The 16,323-nt window shown below is 55.2% G+C and carries 14 protein-coding genes and 2 tRNA genes; 9 read left to right on the top strand and 7 right to left on the bottom strand.

The features are described from left to right. Positions 1-46 precede the first annotated feature (46 nt). Positions 47-358 carry an EamA family transporter gene (locus F8B91_RS14765; RefSeq protein ID WP_196504610.1) on the top strand — a complete coding sequence of 104 codons (312 nt, stop codon included), beginning with the start codon at positions 47-49 and terminating at the stop codon, positions 356-358. Positions 359-462: 104 nt separating this feature from the next. Here F8B91_RS14765 and F8B91_RS14760 read toward each other — a convergent pair whose 3' ends face one another. The 3 genes from F8B91_RS14760 to F8B91_RS14750 all read right to left on the bottom strand — a co-directional run bounded on the left by F8B91_RS14760 (position 463) and on the right by F8B91_RS14750 (position 3,776). Further along, positions 463-2,619 carry a glycosyltransferase gene (locus F8B91_RS14760; RefSeq protein ID WP_196504609.1) on the bottom strand — a complete coding sequence of 719 codons (2,157 nt, stop codon included), beginning with the start codon at positions 2,617-2,619 and terminating at the stop codon, positions 463-465. Between the two features lie 297 nt (positions 2,620-2,916). Further along, on the bottom strand, positions 2,917-3,288 hold the full coding sequence (locus F8B91_RS14755; protein ID WP_432432046.1) for a hypothetical protein: 372 nt from the start codon (positions 3,286-3,288) through the stop codon (positions 2,917-2,919). A gap of 182 nt (positions 3,289-3,470) precedes the next feature. Beyond that, positions 3,471-3,776, bottom strand: coding sequence for a hypothetical protein (locus F8B91_RS14750; protein WP_196504607.1), 306 nt, complete (start codon positions 3,774-3,776; stop codon positions 3,471-3,473). A gap of 115 nt (positions 3,777-3,891) precedes the next feature. Here F8B91_RS14750 and F8B91_RS14745 point away from each other — a divergent pair, with 115 nt between their 5' ends. Beyond that, positions 3,892-4,596: a hypothetical protein gene (locus F8B91_RS14745; protein WP_196504606.1), complete on the top strand. Its 705-nt coding sequence runs from the start codon at positions 3,892-3,894 to the stop codon at positions 4,594-4,596. A 7-nt stretch (positions 4,597-4,603) separates the two neighbouring features. On the opposite strand, the gene F8B91_RS14740 is transcribed toward F8B91_RS14745, so the two are convergent. After that, positions 4,604-6,934: a putative bifunctional diguanylate cyclase/phosphodiesterase gene (locus F8B91_RS14740; RefSeq protein WP_196504605.1), complete on the bottom strand. Its 2,331-nt coding sequence runs from the start codon at positions 6,932-6,934 to the stop codon at positions 4,604-4,606. Beyond that, entirely contained in the window at positions 6,931-7,824 is an 894-nt protein-coding gene (locus F8B91_RS14735) for a crotonase/enoyl-CoA hydratase family protein (RefSeq protein ID WP_196504604.1), read from the bottom strand. The genes F8B91_RS14740 and F8B91_RS14735 overlap by 4 nt, the downstream gene beginning before the upstream one ends. A 323-nt stretch (positions 7,825-8,147) precedes the next feature. Here F8B91_RS14735 and F8B91_RS14730 point away from each other — a divergent pair. Continuing rightward, positions 8,148-8,222, top strand: a tRNA-Gly gene (locus F8B91_RS14730). A 10-nt stretch (positions 8,223-8,232) separates the two neighbouring features. Here F8B91_RS14730 and F8B91_RS14725 read toward each other — a convergent pair. Continuing rightward, positions 8,233-9,360, bottom strand: coding sequence for a serine hydrolase domain-containing protein (locus tag F8B91_RS14725; RefSeq protein ID WP_196504603.1), 1,128 nt, complete (start codon positions 9,358-9,360; stop codon positions 8,233-8,235). Positions 9,361-9,422: 62 nt separating this feature from the next. Here F8B91_RS14725 and F8B91_RS14720 point away from each other — a divergent pair, with 62 nt between their 5' ends. The 3 genes from F8B91_RS14720 (at position 9,423) to F8B91_RS14710 (ending at position 12,474) form a co-directional block, all read left to right on the top strand. Further along, positions 9,423-10,820, top strand: coding sequence for a phosphomannomutase (locus tag F8B91_RS14720; protein ID WP_196504602.1), 1,398 nt, complete (start codon positions 9,423-9,425; stop codon positions 10,818-10,820). A gap of 39 nt (positions 10,821-10,859) precedes the next feature. After that, complete coding sequence (locus F8B91_RS14715; protein ID WP_196504601.1) at positions 10,860-12,074, top strand: NAD(P)/FAD-dependent oxidoreductase; 1,215 nt, start codon at positions 10,860-10,862, stop codon at positions 12,072-12,074. Between the two features lie 323 nt (positions 12,075-12,397). Next, positions 12,398-12,474: transfer RNA gene (locus tag F8B91_RS14710), tRNA-Met, on the top strand. A gap of 59 nt (positions 12,475-12,533) precedes the next feature. On the opposite strand, the gene F8B91_RS14705 is transcribed toward F8B91_RS14710, so the two are convergent. Beyond that, a complete protein-coding gene (locus tag F8B91_RS14705; RefSeq protein ID WP_196504600.1) occupies positions 12,534-13,202 on the bottom strand; it encodes a DUF6946 family protein in 669 nt (222 codons plus the stop codon). 139 nt (positions 13,203-13,341) lie between these two features. On the opposite strand from F8B91_RS14705, the gene F8B91_RS14700 reads away from it, so the two are divergent. The 3 genes from F8B91_RS14700 (at position 13,342) to F8B91_RS14690 (ending at position 16,295) form a co-directional block, all read left to right on the top strand. Next, positions 13,342-13,554 (top strand): CsbD family protein, encoded by a 213-nt coding sequence (locus tag F8B91_RS14700; protein WP_196504599.1) that lies wholly within the window; start codon positions 13,342-13,344, stop codon positions 13,552-13,554. A 109-nt stretch (positions 13,555-13,663) separates the two neighbouring features. Further along, positions 13,664-14,773: a 3-isopropylmalate dehydrogenase gene (leuB, locus tag F8B91_RS14695; protein ID WP_196504598.1), complete on the top strand. Its 1,110-nt coding sequence runs from the start codon at positions 13,664-13,666 to the stop codon at positions 14,771-14,773. A gap of 361 nt (positions 14,774-15,134) precedes the next feature. After that, positions 15,135-16,295 carry an extracellular solute-binding protein gene (locus F8B91_RS14690; protein ID WP_196504597.1) on the top strand — a complete coding sequence of 387 codons (1,161 nt, stop codon included), beginning with the start codon at positions 15,135-15,137 and terminating at the stop codon, positions 16,293-16,295. Positions 16,296-16,323 lie beyond the last annotated feature (28 nt).

The raw sequence follows: 16,323 nt of genomic DNA, 5'->3' as shown, positions 1-16,323 counted from the left end.
TTCGAGATCTGTGCCCTACATTTTATCGATCATAGTGATAGTTCTGATGACGGCTGGTCAATTGCTCTTCAAGCGGGCTGGCGGTATTTTGAAAGACCAGCCATTAGCCCTTGAATCATTCATCAAATTTGATTTCGCCTTTACGCTGGGTAGTGCCTTACTTCTGTATTTTCTGGCGACATGTTTGTGGGTTTTGGTGTTGAGAGACCTGGCCCTGAGCAAGGCTTATCCCATGATGGCGACCAGTTTCCTTCTGGTTCCAGCATTGGCTTATTTCCAATTGGGAGAGTCGCTCGGCGCCAAGCAGCTGGTTGGGCTGCTGATGATTGTGGGCGGCATCGTGTTGTCGAGCTTTTAGATTTCAACTGGGTTACAATAGTAGTTCCTTGCCATCTGCACATTGTTCGCCAGCACACCGCATCAGGTGAAGCAGTATCAATCAAGGGCTGAAGCTTGCTGCCGCTATGAGTTTATGCGGGATTTTCTTGCCTTGCGAGAAGCCGCTTCAGCGCCATCCATTTGATCGCCAGGCAATGCCGGGCAGCCAAGATCCTTCAGCAACACCCGCAAATCAGCACGCAGGCTTGCATAAGAGAACATTTTTTCCACATAGGCGCTCTGCTTTTTGGATAGAGCCAGCGCCGCGCGGGGGTTGTCTAACAGCCGCAATATCTCTTTGGCGAATTGCTGCGGCTGATCCTTGACCGCAGCAAAATCCATAAAACCGGGCAGGCCTTGAGCGCCAACCGACGTCGTGACCAGTGGCACTCCCATTTGCATGGCTTCAACCACTTTGAGCTTTACACCCGCCCCAATGCGCAGGGGCACTACAGCGAGTTTTGCAATTGCATAGCGCCTTACCAGTTCCTCAGCACTCAGGGTTCCCGTGACTTCTATGTCAGGGGCGGCAAGCGCTTTCACGCTGTCTCTTGGATTGGAACCAGCGATCACCAGGCGAATACCAGGCCGCAGTTTCTTCACATGTGGGAAGATTTCAGAAACAAACCAGATCGCAGCATCGATGTTAGGAGGGTGGCCAAAGCCCGCCACAAAAAGCAAGGTTGATCCGTCAGGCTGCTTGGTGCGGTGTATGAAATCACTGAAGGCATAGAGCTGTAGGCGGCGCACGTCGGTCCGTGGCGACAGCTCTTTCACAGTGTTTACCTCCTCGTCAGAAGGATAAAGTACGACATCGGAAGCCGACCAGGCATGCCTTTCCATTTTTTCCCACTTTGCGGCTTCACCCAAAATTTCCGGTGCGTTCATCGCTTTTGCTTCCCGCTGTAAGCGCAAGAAATGCAAATCGTGACCATAGTAAGCAATCTTGGCCCTGGCGTGCTTTTGAAGGGCCGGCAAAAGTTCGGCGGCAATATGGGGACGCGACAAGAAAACGGCATTGATATCGGCACCGCTTTTCTTGAGCCAAAGTCCAAGAGCGCCGGCCGATCCTATATTGCCAAGAGTTGCGAGCTGGCTGGCCAGCGTGTCAACCTGCAACACCTCGACACCGATGCTTTCCAGGATGTCGTGATAGCCGGGCGTGTAATACCCGTTCTGCGGCCAGAATTTGACGATGCAACCAAGGTCCACCAATGACTGGACTAAAGCGAGTATTGCGCGAGACCCCGCATCACGGTCTGGCTCGGGTAAATAGTGGTCGATAATCAAAACAATCGGCTTGTGCATCGCGTGATCGCACGCACGCAGCAGATGTTCAGCAACTGGAAAGTGATTCTTTTGCAAATCCTCGGCCCAACGACTGAGAAACTTTTTATGATTGTCGACCTGATAGGACTTAACGCCTTGCGAAAGTTTTTTGCCGTTGGACACTCCTTCGTGATGCATGACAACAGAACGCGGCTGATACAGGACGCGCATGCCATGTTGTCTCACCCGAAAGGCAAAGTCGGTGTCTTCATAATAAGCGGGAGAATAATATTCGTCGAAGCCCTTTAGCGCTTTCCAGACTTTACGAGGCACAAGGATTGAAGCGCCCGAAATATAGTCGACTTCGCGGACATAATTGAACCGCGGCAAATTGGGATTTTCTCCACGCCCATAATTCCAGGCGGAAGCGTCACGCCAAACTATGCCACCTGCTTCTTGCAGCTTCCCATCGGGAAAGATGAATTTTGAACCGACAAGACCAACATCCGGATGCGCAGCTGCGAGTTCAACCAGCCGATCTATCGTTCCTGGAAAAACCTCAGTGTCGTTATTCAGAAAATGGAAATACTTCCCGCGCGCCTTGCTTGCGGCTTTATTGCAAGATCGGAGAAATCCCAGATTGCTTGTGTTTTCGATCAGCCGGATGCCGTTTACCTGGCGCAGAATTGCGAGATCGCCTGCATCGGACGCGTCATCGATTACAATCACTTCATATGAGCTGTTCGGCCTGGATTCGCCGATGGACTTTAAACATTTCAGCGTGAAGGAAATTTGGCCATGCACGGGTATGATGATTGAAACATCAGGCAGAGCTGGAGCAACAGGCAGCTGAATCGAAGACGGTGAAATGTTTGCAGAAGAACTCGACCCTTCCCGTCGAAAATACTTCGCAACTGTCCTGCGCCCGAAATTAGCGATTGAGAATACCAATGGACTGCCCCTGTCGGTCAACAGGCACCTTCTGTAAAGGGCACCTCATTGCATCTCATCGCTTAGTTTAGTGGATTGATCAAGCTCTAGATTTCGGTGCCGCAACGAACCGCCGCTCCGGAAATGCAGCATGTAAAGCTTGGCTGCCCCACTCCTTCCGTTTCGTCTGCATTTCACAGTGTGTTTGTCCCTGCAGGCCTATCCATAGTGAAGCGGATAACGCTGTGACTTTGTTTTATGAAGTCAATGACGATCGGTCTGCCTATCGAAATTGTAATCATAGCCTTCTTGAGCGCCACTTTTGCCCACACCAACCCTTTAGCCTCGATTACTTTTGGCAGCCCGCCGGTCCGCCATATATGCTTTCAGCAGCAGCCTGGAATGCACTGAGAAAGGGCACACTTTCAGGATCGGCAATAGCCGAGGTTTTTTCATCCGTGGCAAGATCTTTTCCTTGTAGACGACTAAGCCGGATTGCGTGTCGCTGACGAAATCGCAATCAATTCCGAGCGACGATGAAAAATCTTGCCATTTGAAAGGCAGATCGACAAAGCCGTTGTCCCAGAATGCAAAGGGTACGTTGTATGCTGCAGCAACAACCGCGCCGTGAAGTGATGCTGTCAGCATAAATCTTGCGGATGCGATATCATCAAGGATGCGCCGGAAACGGCGTTGGCGAAGTGTTTGGATGCGAGGTTGAGAACAGCGCCTTAATTTCTGATGCGCTCGCAGATGGCTCGATCAGCTTTCGTCATGCGCCAAGCCCATTTGAAAAGTCATCGAAAACCACTGAAAGTGTTTTCGGTAGACGGGCATCTGCATTTTATATTTACCAACGCCTCATGCTTGAGGCTCCTTTGCGTGATTCTTGCCTAGCTTGCAGGCCTGCGGCCCCAATCCCACAAATTGAACTGGATATTGAAACGCTCATCGCCCTTTAAGCTGGCTTCGGTCAACGGTTCAACACCATGGAAGCTGTCGTCAAGGCGGGCGAACACAAGAGCTGAATTCGGACGGAAAGGCGTATTTCCAACAAAGCGGAAACCGTCGAAGCTGAGATGTTTTGTTCCGTCGGAAACATAACCCTTTTCTTTCGCAACATAGAGTGCTGAACCTACGGGATCATGGTTCGTCTGATCTGCACACAGCCCATTGCAGCGCCATGATCGCCATTCCAAGTTAACTATACATCGAAGATGACGCCATTTTGCCCACATCGGTTACAATTAGCTTAAATTTTGTGTTAATAGAAAATTAACGTCAGGTTCCGGCGGGTATCCAGGAGGCGGCAAGGTGAAAGCGTTCAATGAGGCGTTAAACGAGGTCAATGGCATTGAGGGCTATGGTGGCGCAGTTCTCAGCCCGCTCAACCAAAACCCCAATATCCGCAAGCTCGATCATCTGTCGACGGTCATCGTGAGGAAGTATACCAGCGGGTTTGAGGTGGAAAATATTCGTGAATTCGCTGATGCACTTGAAGAGGCGTTGGACGAGCATTCCAAATTCCTGGTTTTCGATTTTGCTCATCACTCTGATTTGTCCAATGCGCGACAGGGATCCAGTGGCTTTTCGGAGCTGATTCACACCTGCGCGAATTTGATTATCAATTCTCCCACAATTACCGTGGCCTGGGCTAGGGGCCCCATTGCGGGTGCCGACCTCGAATTTGCCTTATCGTGTTCCATGATTGCAGCGGAGGCGCCGGCTGTTTTCCTTCCCACGCCGCATGGTACCGCCTATGCATTTCTTGCGCGGAAAATTGGCCTCTCGCGGGCTGAAAGCATGATGCTTGAAGGTGCGGAGCTGAGTGCCGCTACCATGAAAGACATGCTTCTCATCAGGCATATTGAAGAGTCACGGGACGAGGGCGATGCTGGTCTGGAGAACTACATCCGGTCCAACATGCGCCGCCATAACGCGCTTGTTCATATGTACAAGGCACAGAGATTGGTTATGCCTGTGCCGTTCGAACTGGTAAAAGCTGCGCAGGCCTCCTAGGCTCCAATCAGGCGACGCTCTGATTCAGAAGAGCGAGGGCGCTCGCCTCTTCATCAGGCTTGATGTAACCGCTTGCCAAAACTGTCTTGAGCGCGGCGTATGGCCTTGGCTCGCTGAACAGGAAGCCTTGAATGTCGCAAGCGCCGCCGGCTGACAGGATGGTGAGCTGGTTCTTCGTTTCGACTCCTTCAACCACGAGCGAAAGGCCCAGAATATCAGAAAGATGACGGACAGCGGAAATAACCGCCGCCGACTTCGGGTCGTTGAGTTCGCGCACAAATGAGCGATCAATCTTGATTTTGTGGAACGGGAAACGGTTGAGATAACTCAAACTGGAATAGCCCGAGCCAAAGTCATCCAACGCGAGTCTTACGCCCAGTTGCGCCAACTCTTCGAATGTGATGGTCGTCGCATCGGCGTTCTGAATGACAGTCGTTTCGGTGACTTCAACTTCCAATCTGTTCGCGGCAAGTCCTGAATTCTGTAAAGCGGATTTTACGATTTCAACCACCCTGCCGTGATGGAACTGAACTGCCGAGAAATTAACGGCGACTCGAATGTCTTCAGGCCATGCTGCCGCGTCCTGGCAGGCGCGATTAAGAACCCAATTGCCAATTTCAACAATCTGGCCGGTTTCTTCTGCAATCGGAATGAAAACACTGGGCTGGGTAAAGGTGCCATCGGCGCGGTGCCAGCGCAGCAGAGCTTCGCAGGCCTTGATCTTCCCGGTGCGGCTGTTCACGATTGGCTGATAAAATACTTCCAGTTCGTTGTTGCGGATCGCGTCGCGCAATTCGTTTTCGATCTGGCGTTTTTCGCGCGCCCTCTCGTCCATGGAAATCGTGAAATGCGAGTAGCAGCCACGGCCGCTGGCCTTGGCGTGGTAAAGTGCCATGTCGGCTTTCTTGATGATATCGTCGGCGCTGCGGCCGTCATGCGGGGCGGTTGCTGTTCCTATGCTGGCGCCAATAATGATCATGTGCTCATCCACACGGTAAGGGGCGCTCAATGTGTCGATCACTCGTTTGCAGAGGACCTCAAGCCCCGACATGAACAGCACTTCATCGATCAGGACGACAAATTCGTCGCCGCCAAACCGGGCCACGACATTGGCACGCTTCAAGGCGTTTCTCAGCCGTTGTGCAACCATGACAAGAAGCTTGTCGCCGATGGGATGACCGAGTGTGTCATTGACCTCCTTAAAGCGATCAAGATCGATGTAGAGTACGGAAAAGCCGCCGCTTTCAACGATCCTGTCGGACGCTTCCTGCATTTGATTTCTGAATTGAAACCGGTTGGGAAGGCCCGTGAGAGAATCGAACATGGCCATATGCTCGATTTTTCGCGCGGCAATGCGCATCTCGGTGACGTCCTCGGCAACAATGAGCAGCCCCCCGTCGGTCATGCGTTCGCACTTGAAATCGTAAATGTGATCTTTCATTGCCACGGTGAACACACCCGGATTGGGATGCGCGATGAAGCGCTCAAAGCCGGCAACAAAAGTGAGCCCTTCGAATTCCTCGGCTTGCAGTGACGAGACAATTTTTTGTGCCAGTTCCGATGTTTCAGAACCAACAAGATCCTGCTGTATATCAAAGAGTTCAGTGAAGCGCCGGTTGACAACGGAAAGCGAGCCTGTGCCATTTGACATGCAAAGGCCCTGCGCCATGTTATTCAGTGCGGTGTCAAACCGCTCTTTTTGAATTTTTTCTTCTCGGCTGCTCAGGATGGCCTTGAGCAAATGACGGTTCAGGAATTTGGTGGTTGAAATCACGGACACCATGATCAGGATCATCAACGCCGACAATCCAATGTTCCAGCCACCCCCTTCACGCCAGAAGGCCACACATAGCGGCAAGGTCAAGGCCACGACTTGCCCGACCACAATGGAAGGCCGGGCGGCATTGCGGCCTGCTATCGCACCGATGCATCCAAGCAGAATGATCAACCCAAAAAACTGGGCTATCCGATCTGCATGGATCCAGATGAGTGCTGCGCCATTGATGCCGATCAGCAGCATGAACGAGATGGCGCCTAGAGCATAGAGCAACTCCCATTGCGCGATGTTTCTCTCATGACGTTCGCCACGGGCCTTGTATGCGACCATGATATAAACGCGAAAAGCCGTCGCCAGACAGAGGGCAGCTGCCAGATATGCGAAGAAGAAATGCCCGGTGCGAATGTAGGCCACGGTTGGCCCGATCAGCCCGGCCAACATGGCAGAAATGAACGACCCCATCGTACCGAACAAAGAACCGACCAGATTGGCATAGGTATCGGCCGGAAGGGCCTTGGCCGACCGCCTTTGCCGCAATCTGGTTTTGATCCTGCTGATCATTGCGCCCTGCCGGCCGTGCCGGTTTTGCGTTTTTGTGCCGCAACCAGCCGTTCCATGTGCCGGACATCCGTCGGCTCAACCATGTAGCAGCATTCGCCCCATTCATCATTGACTGCAATCAGCTCCTCGTAGCTGATCGGCATTGTGTTGCGCCGGTTTTGGGCCACCGCCCGCAAGTCAGAGAAGCGCTTTTCACCGCCCTCAATCCATTTCAGCAGGCGGGCGCGGCCTTCGCCATTCTCCGCCAAAACATCAATCAGGCCTTGAGCATGAAGGTCGCCCGCAGAAAAAATCTTGCCTGAGGTCATGACTTCTTCTGCCCAGGCTGCGCCCATCCGGCGGGTCATCGTACTGGCGGCACCCATGCCTGGAAAAGTGTTGAATGCGACTTCGGGCACACCCATCTTTGCGCGGCGTTCAGCGACCAGAAAGTCTTCGGCAAGGGCGGCTTCGAGGCCGCCGCCCAAGGCGTCGCCTTGAATCAAAGCCAATGTGACGATCGGCAGGTCAAATCCCTGCAAGAGGCCATAGAGGCCGTCGATGGCCGCGTGACCATAACGGCGGAAGGCGGAGCGATCATTCTTGCGGAGCGATTCTGCGAAGGTGGCGAGATCCCCACCCAGGTTGAAAATGCCGTCGCGCTTGGACGCCATAACAAAATAGCGCACAGGAAACCTTTTTGGCCCCAGATCGCGAAACAGAGCGCGAAGCGACTCGCGCACATCGACGATGTCGTTGATCGTCTGCAGCGTGTAGCACGGCGGCGTGTCGGCCTTGTAATACATCCAAAAACTTTTCGATTCAGCATCGAACTCAATGTCGAGTGTTGGAAAATCCCAATTGGGAAATTCCGCTGAATCTCTGGGCCGGATCGACAATTTGGTATTCACGACTTGAACCCTCTTGAATAGTCAGTTTGCCACCGGACCAAAGAGACCTGCCTGATCCGACGATTGCAACGAGACAGACCGCCCCCCACCCAAATGGAATGTTTTGAAACTTCTTACTGGCGCCAGCTAACCACCATTTGGCTGTCTTTTTCGTTATCGCCGCTCGAGTGGAACCGCCCTAAGCTGAAAATCGGTCGCTGAATTGAGTGATATCGTAAATGTTCGGTTACGCTACGCGCCCATTACTCATTCATGCGGGGAAATGGCCAAATAGGGAGCGGTTTTGACACGCCGCAGAAAACCGCTAGAACGTCTCTCAATCAGCGGGCGTAGTTCAGTGGTAGAACATCTGCTTCCCAAGCAGAATGTCGTGGGTTCGATTCCCACCGCCCGCTCCAGTTTTGTTGCTCAGGATTTCAGGCTGGCGGCGATCGCCTCAAACAAAGTGAGATTCAGCAATTCGAGGCGCGTGTCTTCGGGGGTTTGCTGGGATGAATGTTTGGCGATAACCAGTTCGGCGTTCGGGTCGATATAAATCCACTGGCCATGGATGCCGATGGCACAAAGGGCTGTTCGCTTTTCATCCGAGACATACCATTGCGAGCGGTAGCGGCCTTGGGGGAACAGGCCCGTCATGTCGCCTTTCTGCCAGGCGACGGGATCGCCCTTGTGCCAGATGTCGGCAATCCAGCTTTCCGGCACGATCTGCTGGCCTTGAGCCTTGCCGTTCAGACGGATCAGTTCACCGAAGCGGGCCATGTCAGCCAAGGTCATGCACATGCCGCCAGCGGTGCGCGATGCGCCCTGGGCATCAACGGTGATATAGGCATCGTGGGCGGCGCCCATGGGTTTCCATAGCAGCGCGGAGAGCAACTGCGCGATGGGTGCTGCGCCGGCGCGTTCGACAATCCAGCCGAGAAGATCGCAGTTCGGTGAAACGTAGTGGAAGGCTTCGCCATGCGGGCTTCCATTGGGTGGCAACGTGGCGAGAAAGGCGTGCAGGCCTTGGCCGCCGAAATCCGGATTGGGTGGATTCCACAGCATGGCATCGCGGTAGTGGGCGAAGGCGCCCTTGGTGTCGAAATAGTCTTCGCCAAATGAAACGCCGACGGTCATGTCCAACACATGGCGCACTGTGGCTGTGCCATAGGCTGAGTTTTTGACTTCGGGCACATAGCGCGTGACAAGGGCTTCAGGGTCGAGCTTGCCTTGCCCGACGAGGATGCCGGCGAGGATTCCGGTGACTGGCTTGCTGACTGAAAACAGGATGTGGCGTGTCTTCGCATCGCCGTGACGGTAGGATTCATGGATGATTTTGCCGCCTTGCAACACCATGAAGCCATCGGTTTCAGTTTCTGCGAGTATTTCGTCGAAAGACGCAATCGCGGCGGTGTTCAAGCTTGCGCCAAGTGGAAGTTCTGCAGGCTGCGCTGCGGCGATGGTGGCCACGGGAATAAGTTCATCCACATGGCCAAAGGCCCATTGACTGAACGGCGCCGTGCGCCAATTGGCGAGCGTTGCTTTTGGACTTGTCATCCCGTCCAAGATGCTTTGGCAGGCTTGCTATTGCAATGGGCTTTCCGGTAACCCCTCGCGGCATGACAGCCAAATTCGGAACCAGTGGTCTGCGCGGCCTGGCGGAAGATTTGATCGGCGCGCCGAGCGTGGACCATGTGCGTGCCTTCGTCCGACATTTGAAGACGAAGCGGCTGATGAAGGCGGGCGATGCTGTGGGTGTGGCCCATGATTTCCGCGCGTCGAGTGCGGCACTGCATGAGAATGTTTCGCAGGCTTTGGCCGCCGAAGGCATGGCAGAAATTTTCTATGGCGCGGTGCCGACGCCGGCGCTGGCCTTTGAAGCGATGCGCAAGAAACGCGCTTCGATCATGATCACCGGATCGCATATTCCGGCTGATCGTAACGGCATCAAATTCTACCGGCCTGATGGCGAGATCAGCAAGGCGGATGAGCAGGCGATTGTTGCCGGGGTGGCCAAGCTGAAGCCTGCGAAGGCTGGAAAGATTTCGAAGAAGGAGGGCACGCCGGAAAAGTTTGTCGCGCGTTATGTTTCGGCCTTCGCGAACAAGCCGCTGAAAGGCATGCGGGTTGGTGTGTATCAACATTCCACCGTGGCGCGCGACATGCTGGTGAGCCTGCTGGAAAAAGCGGGCGCTGAAGCTGTTGCGCTGGCCCGGTCTGATGTGTTCATTCCGGTTGATACGGAAGCGGTCTCAAATGAGACACTAGCGCTCATCAAGGGCTGGTGTGCGGGCGGAAGATTTGATGCCATCGTTTCCGCCGATGGTGACGGGGATCGGCCATTGGTGGCTGATGAAAAAGGTCAGGTGCTGCGTGGCGATCTGGTCGGGCTGATTACAGCGCGCTTCCTGAAGGCGCAGACAGTGGTGACGCCGATCACATCCAATTCGGGATTGGATGCGCATATGAAGAAGCCTGCGATCCGCAGCAAAGTCGGGTCGCCTTTCGTAATTGATGAAATGCTCAAAGCCAAGAAGCGCGCGGCGAAAGCCATTGTGGGGTTTGAGGCTAATGGTGGGTTCTTCACACTCTCCAATTTCAAACTTGGCAATGGCACGTTCACGGCCTTGCCCACGCGCGATTGTTTCCTGCCGATCCTGGCCATTCTGGCTGCAGCGCGAAAAGCGAAACGCCCGGTTTCGGGATTTGCTGCAGGCTTTGCGTTGCCTGTTGCGCTGGCTGACAGGCTGGAGAATTTCCCACTCACGTCATCGCAAAGCTTAATGTCGCGCTTGCAGGATAATGCAGCACTCGCTGATTTCTTCGGCCCGTTCGGCACGATGGCAAAAGTTGATCGGCTTGATGGTTTGCGCGTCATGCTGAATGATAGTTCTATCATTCATCTGCGCCCGTCGGGCAACGCGCCGGAATTCCGCGTCTATGTGGAAGCAAAGACGCAGAATGAGGCGGAAAAACTGCTCAAGGCGGCGCTGGCCCGCATTGCCAGTGCGCGGTAGATTTGCCATGTTTTCATCCCTTCGACCGAGAAAGTTCACATGACTGGAATGGTAATTATTGGCGCTGGCATGGCCGGCGCGCGGGCCTGCATCAATCTGCGGGCGGGCGACTATGAGGGTGCGATCACCCTGATCGGTGAAGAGCTGCATCTTCCCTATGACCGGCCGCCCTTGTCCAAAGCCTCGATCATGGAGGAAGCGGAGCCTTCACCTGTCTGGCTGTTGGAGCCCGATATCGTGGCCTCGTTGAAGGTAGATACAAAGCTCGGCACCCATGCGCAGAAGATCGATGCAGCGGCCAAGCAAGTGATCTTGGGCGATGGCAGCAAGCTGCCCTATGAAAAGCTGCTGCTCGCCACCGGTGCCAAGCCGCGCCGCCTGCCGATGGCGGGTGGTGAACATGCGCTCACTTTAAGAGATCACCGCGACACGCTGGAACTGCGCAGCCGCTTCACCGCGGGCAAGCGCATCGTCGTCATCGGTGGTGGCTTCATCGGACTGGAGCTGGCCTCATCGGCGATCAAGCGCGGCTGCATCGTGACGCTCATTGAAGCCCAGCCCCGCATCCTGATGCGCGGCGTGCCGGAACCCATCGCCAAGATCGTGCATGATGCGCATGTGAAGGCGGGTGTGGATATGGTTACGGGCGTCGGCATTGCCGGCATGTCGGCCACAAGTGTGACGCTGAATGATGGCCGCGAGATTGCGGCAGACACGATCATTGCCGGCATCGGCGCATCGCCCGAAATCAAGCTGGGGCAGGATGCCGGTCTCGCCATTGAGAATGGCATTGCCTGCGATGCCGGTATGCGGACGTCTGATCCCGATATTTATGCGGCAGGCGATTGCGCCTCTTTCCCACATGGCCTGTTCGGCGGGCGGCGTATCAGGCTGGAAGCCTGGCGCTCGGCGCAGGAACAGGCGGCCACCGCCATCACCAATATGCTGGGCGGCGCCAAAGCCCATGTTTCCGTGCCGTGGTTCTGGTCGGATCAATATGATCTGTCACTGCAGATTGCCGGCATGGCCGATATGGGCCCGAAGACCATCACGCGGCAAAGCTCGGCCGATGTGCTGGTGCTGTTTCATCTGGCCGAAGATGGCACCTTGATGGGGGCCAGCGGCATTGGCCTCGGCAATTCGGTGGGGCGCGACATTAAGATGGCGGAAATGCTGATTGCCAAACAGGCCAAGCCTGCGGCGGAGCAACTGGCCGATCCGGCCTTCCAGCTCAAGTCGCTGTTGCGGCCCTGAAAATGCAAAGGGGAGCGCCCAACCCGGCCGCTCCCCTTCTCACAAACTGGTATCCGAGTACGCAGTACAAAATCCCGGAAGGCCCCTGACACTAGGCTGTGTTGCCCCAACGCGTGTCGTGAGAATGACCTTACGCGGGACTGGTTTCGAAACCCTTTCGGAAACAAAGAATTGAATTAACAGAGGCTTACTGAGCTGTCTTGCAATGGCAAAAATGCTGCCCAAATAGGGTGGTAACGGGGTTTTGCGGCGAATAAAAAAGATTTGTGACGGGGGTTTCCTTTCTGAGGAGCTGCTGTTACAAGCCGCCCAACATCCTTTGACGCGGGATGGAGCAGCCCGGTAGCTCGTCAGGCTCATAACCTGAAGGTCGTCAGTTCAAATCTGGCTCCCGCAACCAAATCAAAGCCCGTTATCGCTTCGCGCGATGGCGGGCTTTTTTGTTGGCAATATTGTTCATCATGCCTGTAGGTGGCGCGGATCACCGCAAGCCCAGCCCAGGACAAGTTGAAGTCCCGCCGGGGTCGTCAATAGAGTTGGAACACCGGAAACCGCAGTTCCTCCCAGCAAGGCGACGAAGCGTTCAAACGCTTCAAACCATCGCTTCTCCGGGGAAAAGGAATGCACAATCATCGCTGCGTATTTGGTTGCAAATCTATCCGCTTCGACCAGTGCCGAGACGGTGCGATGAAGAAGTTGATAATGCACATCCTGCGGGCATTCATCGAGGCCCAGCGCTTTACATAGATAATCGAGACGGGCCACCTTGCCTGGCGAGGCGTCTTTCATCTGTTCGGCAATCGTCGGGCCAAACGGCTCGTTGACTTTGCCTTCAATCGTGCAGGCAATAATGCCCTGCTGGTGACGGCCGATGACGAAGACGTCAGATTGGCTTTCTCTCTGGCCGCCCGGAAGGGGTGTCTTGTGTTCAGGGATAGCTAACAAGAGTTCAGTTGGGCCGAGAGCACTTTCGAGGATTTTTGACACTTCCGGAGGCCATCCTTTCTGCGCCTCCCATGCGTGAGCGATGGTACGGGCACTGTAGCCGGTGACCCATTGAAGATCTGGTTTTGCAAGAAACTGCTGCCAAGCCGAAGGGCCACCGGAAGGAATGAGAATACGGGACATGTTCTCGTATTATCCGAGATTCCAGTTTGGTGCCATGCCCCGTGAGGCTGATGCAATTGACGGAACTCTCCCTGTGTTGGGACGTTTCCAATGCAGTGCCGCGCAATCGAGCGGCGCATTCATTACAGGAGTTTCCATCATGGGTTCAGCAACTGATAAAGCCGCCGGCTACGCCAATGAAGCTGCGGGCAATGTGAAACAGGGCATTGGCAAGGCTGTCGGCAATGACCGCCTGCGCGCCGAGGGCGAAGCCCAGGAATTGAAGGGCAAGGCGCAGAAGGCCGTCGGAAACGCCAAGGATGCCGTCAAGAATGCGGCAGACAATTTTAAGAAGGGCGTGGACTCACTCTAAGGTCTTCGTCTTCGCTTACGCGCGCCCGGTGCCTCCCGCCGGGCGCGTTTTGCTTGCATAAGCCATGGCCAGCCGCTAGTTCATCCCCGAATTTGGATGAGAGAGTGCCATGGCTTCCTATAATCTGTTCCTGCTTCCTGGCGACGGCATTGGCCCTGAAGTGATGGCCGAAGTTGAAAAGATCCTGGCCTGGTTCAAGGCCAAAGGCATCGCGTCATTCAACACCGATCGAGGTCTGGTCGGCGGTTGCGCCTATGATGCGCATGGTGCGGCAATTTCCGAAGCCGATATGGAAAAGGCCATGGCAGCCGATGCCGTGTTGTTCGGTGCCGTGGGTGGACCCAAATGGGACAAGGTGCCTTATGATGTGCGTCCAGAAGCAGGTCTCTTGCGTCTGCGTAAGGATCTCGGCCTGTTTGCCAATCTGCGCCCCGCCATTTGCTATCCGGCACTGGCCGATGCGTCTTCTCTCAAGAAGGATGTGGTCGAAGGTCTCGATATTTTGATCGTGCGCGAACTCACAGGCGGTGTGTATTTCGGCGAGCCGAAGACTATTACCGATTTGGGCAATGGCCAGAAGCGCGGCATCGATACGCAAGTCTATGACACATTCGAAATCGAGCGCATCTCGCGCGTGGCCTTTGAACTGGCCAAGACGCGCAAGGGCAAAGTGTCTTCAGCGGAAAAGCGCAATGTGATGAAGACCGGTGTGCTGTGGAACGAGATCGTCACCCGCGTGCATAAGGAAGAGTATTCCTCGATCCAGCTGGAGCATGTGCTGGCTGATAATTGCGCCATGCAGCTGGTGCGCTGGCCGAAGCAATATGATGTGATCGTCACTGATAACCTGTTCGGCGATGTGCTGTCTGACGTAGCCGCCATGCTGACCGGTTCGCTGGGCATGCTGCCTTCCGCCTCGCTGGGCGCGCCCGATGCCAAGACCAAGCGCCGCAAGGCGCTCTATGAGCCGGTGCATGGTTCAGCGCCTGATATTGCCGGCACGGGTGCGGCCAATCCGATCGCCATGATCGCGTCTTTCGGCATGGCTTTGCGCTACTCCTTCGGCCTAGGCGAATGGGCCGACAAGCTGGATCAGGCGATCTCTGCGGTGCTGGCCAAGGGCCTGCGCACCAAGGATATCGCCGGTGACAAGCCGGCCAACGCCACCACTTCACAAATGGGTGAAGCGATCCTTCAGGAAATCCAAGCTCTGGCTTAAGCAGAGTTAAATCCTCGTCAGGAAAAACCCCGGAATACAGCTCTGGGTGGCTGCCCAGTCGCGTTCTGGTGGCCTTGGATAACCGTTTCAGGTTTCTACATATGTGGATTTCAGGTGGAAAAATTCCACCTCTGATCAATTCCACGGCGATTGCTGGCGCGGTTTTAGGCGGCTTGCCGTTTTCCTTGCCCTCGGGTTGAAATCCATGCGGCCAGCCTGGCAATGCTGTTGGTGCCACGCCATGCGTGAGGGTCTTACCCCCATTGCAACAGTGTCACAAAAGAGTCATGCTCGAAGCTAATATCGCCCCATCCGGCATGAGCTGGACAAGATTGACGGTATTATCGAGGAGAGTTCAAACATGACAAAACTGACCCCTACGCAGGAACTGGTTCGCGCCGCTACCGTGTCGCGCCGCCGCCTGCTCAAGTCTGCAGTTGCCATTGGCGCTGTTGGCTTTGTTGCTCCGCTCACGGTTGAGAACGCGTTCTCTTCCTCAGGCGAACTGAACTTTGAAGGCTGGGCTGGCTATGACAGCCTGAAGACCAACTCCATGGCCAAGTTTGAGAAGGCCACTGGCATCAAGGTGAACTTCAAGGAAGCTGCTGACCAAGACGTGATGCTGGCTGATTCCAAGACCGCCATTCAGGCCGGTGCCGTCGACGTGATGGAACCGACTGTGAATGCGCTGCCGTCGTGGAATGCTGAAGGCGTCGTTCAGGCCTGGGATCTTTCCAAGCTGGCTCCCGGCAACTACCTGGACGGCGTTCCCGGCTCGAAGGCTGGCGATGCTTCCGAAATCGGTGGCAAGCGTCTTTGGGTTCCGTCGGTTTGGGGCACCGAAGCCCTGACCTTCAACACCAAGACCGTTGATGGCACCTATGGCAAGATCGGCCTCGCTGACCTGTTCGACGACAAGTATGTCGGCAAGGTTACCCTGCGCGGCCACTCTTCGCTGTCCGCCATGGGCCGCGTTCTCGATGCTGCCGGCAAGCTGCCGCAGCCCTGGACCGATGGCTACAAGGACGAAGCCACCATGCGCAAGCTGTGGGACATCGCCCTTGCTGAAGCCATCAAGCACAAGAAGAACGTTGCCCAGTTCTGGGCTTCGGAAAATGAAGCACAGGGCGCGTTCCTCACCAATGGTGCTGAGCTTGGCCTGACCTGGGATTCGACCGGTGCAAACCTGGCCGACAAGGGCTACGGCTTCATCGCGCCGAAGGAAGGCGCATTCGGCTGGAGCCAAGGCTTCGTGCTGATGACCAATGCCAAGAACGTGGACCAGGCGCATGAATTCGCCAAGTTCATCTCCACCGCTGAAGGCGCTTCTGCCTGGGCTTCGGACTTCAAGGCAAATCCGGTCGGCAAGGGCGGCATTGAGCTGATGGACCCTGCTGTGTCCAAGTTCTACGCAGCCGCCTATCCGGGCGATGCCCTCACCAAGCTCTGGTGGTGGCCGGCTCAGCCAGCCTGGTGGACGAAGACCCGCGGCGAATATGCCGACAAGTGGAAGTCTGCATAATATTTGCGCAAGTGAACATGGACGGGGC

This window comes from Aestuariivirga litoralis (genome assembly GCF_015714715.1).
Taxonomy (GTDB): Bacteria; Pseudomonadota; Alphaproteobacteria; order Rhizobiales; family Aestuariivirgaceae; genus Aestuariivirga; species Aestuariivirga litoralis_A.
This window is presented reverse-complemented; position numbering and strand designations above follow the sequence as displayed.